We start from the raw sequence: 5,525 nt of genomic DNA, 5'->3' as shown, positions 1-5,525 counted from the left end.
CTTTGTTCGGAAGGGTATTAAAAACATCTATAAAGTATAGAGGGAATGGTATATAATATTCTGAATTAGATAAGTTATAAATTTAGAATGCCCTACAAAGAAAGAGTAAAAGCAGGTTTGCCCAGAAAAACAGATAAGCCAAAATATAAAATAACAAATTGGTCGCAATATAATAAGAGTTTAAGACTAAAGAGGGATAATCAGCCTGTATTTTCCTAAAGGGGATCCAGAGTCTTTATTCATTAATGCTCAACCTTATGTAGAGGGAGAATCTGGGAGGGCAGCGACATACCAAGTACCATATATACAACTAATTTATACATTATATCGTTTATTTGGTTTTGGGCAGCGTCAAATAACAGGTTACTTTGAGGATCTATGGCGTAGTAAGGGTCTTGAGATTCCAGTACCAAGTTTTGGTCATCTATGTGATTTATTTTCGCAGATACCATTAGAGGTTAAACAGTTTTGCAATAAACTTGCCGGTCGTATCAAGAATGGCGAAGCTATATCTCTGATACTAGATAGCACAGGTCTTAGATTTAATACAGCTAGTAACTGGTATGCAACGAAATACAATAAAGTCTGCAAGAATAAGCCATGGCAGAAAATGCATATTTCTATAGATCCTGAAATGAATATTCATAATGTTGAGATTACTGATTGCCATACTGCTGATATAGAGATGCTAGAGTACTTAATACCATGGAATATATCAGCAGATAGAGTAATTGCTGATGGTGCTTACTATAGTATTGAAGGAGTTGAGAAATTGAGTAATCGTGGTATTACGCCAGTAATTCCTCCCCCACGTAATGCTAAAATATATGCTCAAGATAACAGCATATGGCATGATAAGGTTGTACGTTATATTAGTAAAAAAGGTAACATTTATGCATTTTATAAAAAATACTGTTATGGAATTAGAGCACTAATTGAAGCTCAAATTTCAAGAATTAAGAGATGTATTGGTTCATCTCTATTAACTAAAAAAATATCATCACAAAAACGTGAAGCAATTGTTATTACCAATATTATAAATTTATGGAATTCATTTGGTAAGTGCGTTACAGTCACAATAGGATAATTACGTCCAAAAGATCACAATACATACCCTTCCGAACAAATCCTATCTACCGTATCCGATAAGAAACCGTACTTAATATTAGATGAAATTCATAAATATAAAGATTGGAAAAATCTTGTAAAAGGGTTTTATGATAAATTCGGAGAAGATATTGAATTTATTATAACAGGTAGTGCCAAATTGAATATATATAAAAAAGGCGGCGATAGCCTAATGGGGCGTTATATAAATTTAACTGTGCATCCATTATCAGTATCTGAAATAGCTAAAAATTTTGATTATATAAAAAATCCTAAAAATATCACTATAGATGAATTTGAAGCTCTAATAAATTTTGGAGGGTTTGCAGAAAGCTATTTAAAAGCAACTGCTAAATTTCATAGAATATGGAGTAATCAAAGATTCGAGCAATTATTTAGAGAAGATGTAAGAAATACTGAAGATATAAATAATATTTATGCATTAGAATTGCTTGCTAGCATTATAAACGAGCAAGCAGGATCATTAATAAGCTATACAAATCTTGCTAACAAAGTTAGGGTTTCAGATCAAACAATAAGAAGATGGCTATCCTTGCTAGAAAAGTATTATTATTGTTTTGCGATCAAACCTTGGTCTAAAAATGTTGTAAAAAGCTTAATAAAAGAGCCGAAAATTTACCTTTGGGACTGGTCACAAATAAAAGATATAGGAGTGAGATTTGAAAATCTTGTAGCTTCTCACCTTTTAAAAGCCGTATATTTTTGGAACGAAACAGGGCTTGGTGATTTTGGTTTATACTATCTTCGTGATAAACAAAAACGTGAAGTCGATTTAGTAATAACAAAAGATGAGAAGCCTTGGATTTTAGTGGAAGCAAAAGTAAGTGACTCAACCGTTTCTTCAAGCTTAAAATATTTTTATGAATTACTTAAACCTAAGTTTAGTTTTCAAGTGATTCAAAATAAACAAGCTATTTCGGGTTCTTGCTTTGATAAACCGGGCTTATGGATAGTACCGGCTATTACTTTCTTATCTCAATTTGTTTGATATGAATTTTTGCAAAAAAGGTAATCTAGTCAAATGTAAATCATATGACCATTTCGACATTTAATTATAAGCCATATCCTCGCACATACCAATAAATGTAGCTGAATTGACTATATTCACTTTATCTTCTAGAGGTCCGAGTGGCTGAGCCGGTTTTAACAATTCCGGAGTAAGTATAAATTTGGTTTTTTTCTCGATATTAGATAAAAAAGGTAAATGTAAGCTATGGGAATGCTCTATCACTGCATACTTATCCCATTCTGGATATTGCCTATTTAGATTTCCTATAGGATCAGCGGGACCATAAACCTCTATACTACCGAATCTATATTTTTTTAAAGGATATAATTCATTATCATAAAATGAACTCTTCGGATACTTATCTCGAGCTGCTAAATTAGTATATATAAATTTGTTTTGTTCTTTATGAAAAATAAAAATATCTAAACAAGCTTTTTTGCATATATTATAAGCTCTCTCGTAGGAAACAGTATAACCGAGTTGCTCAAATTGCGGTAATATTTGCTGCAAGTGTATTTCTTCTTCGTGCATTATCCCTATATCTAAATCATCGTCAAAAGGAATTATACCTTGATGTCTAACAGCTCCAAGCAGAGTGCCGCCTTCTATCCAATAATTAATATTATTTTTACCAAGTAGCTCATGAGTGTCTTTCATTAACTGATAAAGGGCAATAGCTTTTTCCTCGCTAATTCTATATTTTTTTACTTGTTCATCACTTAAGGTTATATATCGCCAGTCATGTTCTAATATATAAGCATAAAAAAATATACCGGCAAATATAATTAATATTAAGCCTATAATATTTTTAAAGGATAACATTGACTTTAATTTTATCACCTTGGTCCTCAAATTGTATTTCTTCTGCCGATGTGACGTTCTTTAAATCTTCCGTTAGCTCTTCAGATAGTTCTATGCCGCTGACTTCAAGCAATTTTATCGGAGCTTTTATCGAGAGATTTTTCTCAGTTTTGAATTTTCTGACGATATCTAGGATTTCAAGCAGTCCTTCTGCTCCTTTTGCGTCGATTTTATAGTTTAAGTCACCGTAATTAACCCAATTGCCTTTTTCGTGTACAGAATTTTCACTATATAATAGCTGATATAATTCTTCGGTAATATGCGGTATAAACGGTGCAAATAGTTTCAATAAAATTTGCATAACATAATATAAAGTTAATATGCTACTATATTGTCCGCTAGGGTTGTTGTTTTCCTCATCATAAGCTCGGTTTTTGCTTATTTCTAAATAATTATCACAAAATATCGTCCAAAAAAACTTTTCCGTCAGATGTATAGCATTTGCATATTCATAGTTTTGTAACTCATTTGTGGCTAGCTTAACTAATTCTACTAACTTATTAATCATCCACTGATCAAACTCGTTAGTGATTTTTTCTTTAACGTCTAAAAGCTTTGCTTGTTTATCTTCATCTTTTAATTTCTCAAAATGTATAGAAACAAATTTAGCGGCATTCCACAGCTTATTAACAAGCCGTTTGCCGTTTTTCATAACGTCTTCAGAGTAGGCGGTGTCAGCTCCAAGCTTTGAATTTGCCGACCAATAACGTATTACATCAGAACCGTATTGTTCGAGTAGCTTTTCAGGAACTAAAACATTACCTTTGGATTTTGACATTTTGCTTCGATCTTCAGCTAAACACCAACCGCTTACCATGATGTTTTTCCACGGCAAAGTATTTTGGTGTAGATGAGCTTTTAAGATAGTGTAGAATGCCCAAGTTCTGATAATCTCGTGTGCTTGCGGTCTTAAATCCATCGGAAATAATTTATCGTGTCTATCTTTATTAACAGTGAAATCGTCAGAAATGCCATGAGTAGAAAGTTGAGGCGAAACGGAACTTGTTGCCCAAGTATCCATAACGTCAAAATCAGGTTCTACTTCCTCCTTACTATAACCGATAGGTAAATCTTTTAACGGATCGACAGGTAGCTGCGAAATATCGGCATATAAAATTTTACCTTCTTCACCTACTCTTTTAGAGTACCAAACAGGGAAAGGCACGCCGAAATAACGCTGCCTACTTATGCACCAATCCCAGCTAATAGCATTAATCCAATTTTCTAAACGAATCTTCATATTTTTAGGATGCCAATTTAACTCATTTGCTCTTTTAAGTAACGCTTCTTTATGTGATATCGTTTTAACGAACCATTGCGGTACGGTTAAAATTTCAAGCGGTGCACCTGACCTCTCGGCACATTTAACGGTATGAGTTATTTCCTCTTGTTTAGTAAGCAACTCTTGTTCTTTTAAAATATCTATTATTTTTGCTTGAGCTTCTTTAATTTTTAGTCCGTCTATAGCAATATCATGAGGGAAGTCTATTGTACCTTTTTTAGTAACAATAGTTCTTAAAGGCAAATTATGCGTTTTCCACCAAGTAATATCCGTTTGATCACCAAACGTACAGCACATTACCAGACCAGTACCTTTATCTTGTTGTACTAAAGGATCGGCAAGCAGCAGAACTTTCCCATTAAAAAGCGGGGTTATAGCTGATTTACCTGCTAGATGCTTATAACGCTTGTCATCAGGGTGATAAAATACGGCGACGCAAGCCGGTAATAATTCAGGTCTTGTAGTTGCTATAGTAAGCGGCTCTCCTTGCTCGGTTTTAAAAATAATATAATTCATGAATGAGGTTTTTTCCTTGTCCTCAATATCAGCTTGAGCAAGAGCTGTACAATCTACCGGATCCCATAATATGGGCTGATCATTACGATAAATTTCGTCTCTCTTAACTAAATCAAGAAAAGACATTTGTGATATTTTTCGTGATAACGGACTGATAGTTTGGTACTCTAAACTCCAATCAACCGATAAAGCTATTTGGTTAAATAGGCTTCTAAACTTCTCTTCTTCACTTGCTACTACCTCTTCGCAAATTTTTATAAACTCAGATCGAGACATATTATAAGCTTTGATCTGCTTCTGTTTTTCAACAAGTCTCTCGGTTGGTAGACCATTATCGTCAAAACCCATAGGATAAAAGATATTTTTACCCATCATACGCTGAAAACGCACGATAAAGTCGGTTTGTGTATAGCTGTAAACATGCCCGATATGTAACTGCCCCGAAACTGTTGGAGGCGGAGTATCGACTACATAGGTTTCGTCTTTTGAAATATTTGGATCATACGCATAAATTTGTTGCTCTTGCCAAATTTGCTGCCATTTTTTTTCATTTTCTGTAAAATTATAATTTTTCGGAAATTCTTTCATATGCTTTATTCTTGTTAAGAATATTATTATAAAGGTTATATGTGATTATGACAATAGAACTATCGCTAATAATTTTTAGTAAATAAATAATAAATCTATAATTGAAAATATAGAAATTCATGTATATAATGGGAGTGTTGA

The 5,525-nt window shown here is 33.2% G+C and carries 4 protein-coding genes; 2 read left to right on the top strand and 2 right to left on the bottom strand.

The annotated features are described in order from the left end of the window. The first annotated feature begins 196 nt into the window (after positions 1–196). Both SB78_RS08595 and SB78_RS06595 read left to right on the top strand, forming a co-directional pair. Entirely contained in the window at positions 197–1,087 is an 891-nt protein-coding gene (locus SB78_RS08595; protein ID WP_338390887.1) for an IS5 family transposase, read from the top strand. Positions 1,088–1,126: 39 nt separating this feature from the next. Beyond that, a complete protein-coding gene (locus tag SB78_RS06595; protein WP_277813980.1) occupies positions 1,127–2,116 on the top strand; it encodes an ATP-binding protein in 990 nt (329 codons plus the stop codon). A gap of 60 nt (positions 2,117–2,176) precedes the next feature. Here the strand turns inward: SB78_RS06595 and SB78_RS06590 are convergent, their stop codons facing one another. Both SB78_RS06590 and SB78_RS06585 read right to left on the bottom strand, forming a co-directional pair. After that, positions 2,177–2,977, bottom strand: a complete 801-nt coding sequence (locus SB78_RS06590; RefSeq protein WP_041079552.1) for a LicD family protein — start codon at positions 2,975–2,977, stop codon at positions 2,177–2,179. After that, positions 2,946–5,384, bottom strand: coding sequence for a valine--tRNA ligase (locus SB78_RS06585; protein WP_041079551.1), 2,439 nt, complete (start codon positions 5,382–5,384; stop codon positions 2,946–2,948). Before SB78_RS06585 ends, SB78_RS06590 begins: the two co-directional genes overlap by 32 nt. Between the last annotated feature and the right edge of the window lie 141 nt (positions 5,385–5,525).

Source organism: Rickettsia asembonensis (assembly GCF_000828125.2).
GTDB classification, from domain to species: domain Bacteria; phylum Pseudomonadota; class Alphaproteobacteria; order Rickettsiales; family Rickettsiaceae; genus Rickettsia; species Rickettsia asembonensis.
Note: the sequence above shows the minus strand (reverse complement) of the source record. Positions and strands in the feature narration are given on the sequence as shown.

Excerpts from the sequence above, each read along its gene's own strand:
- SB78_RS06585 (WP_041079551.1), bottom strand. The coding sequence starts at position 5,384 with ATGAAAGAATTTCCGAAAAATTATAATTTTACAGAAAATGAAAAAAAA.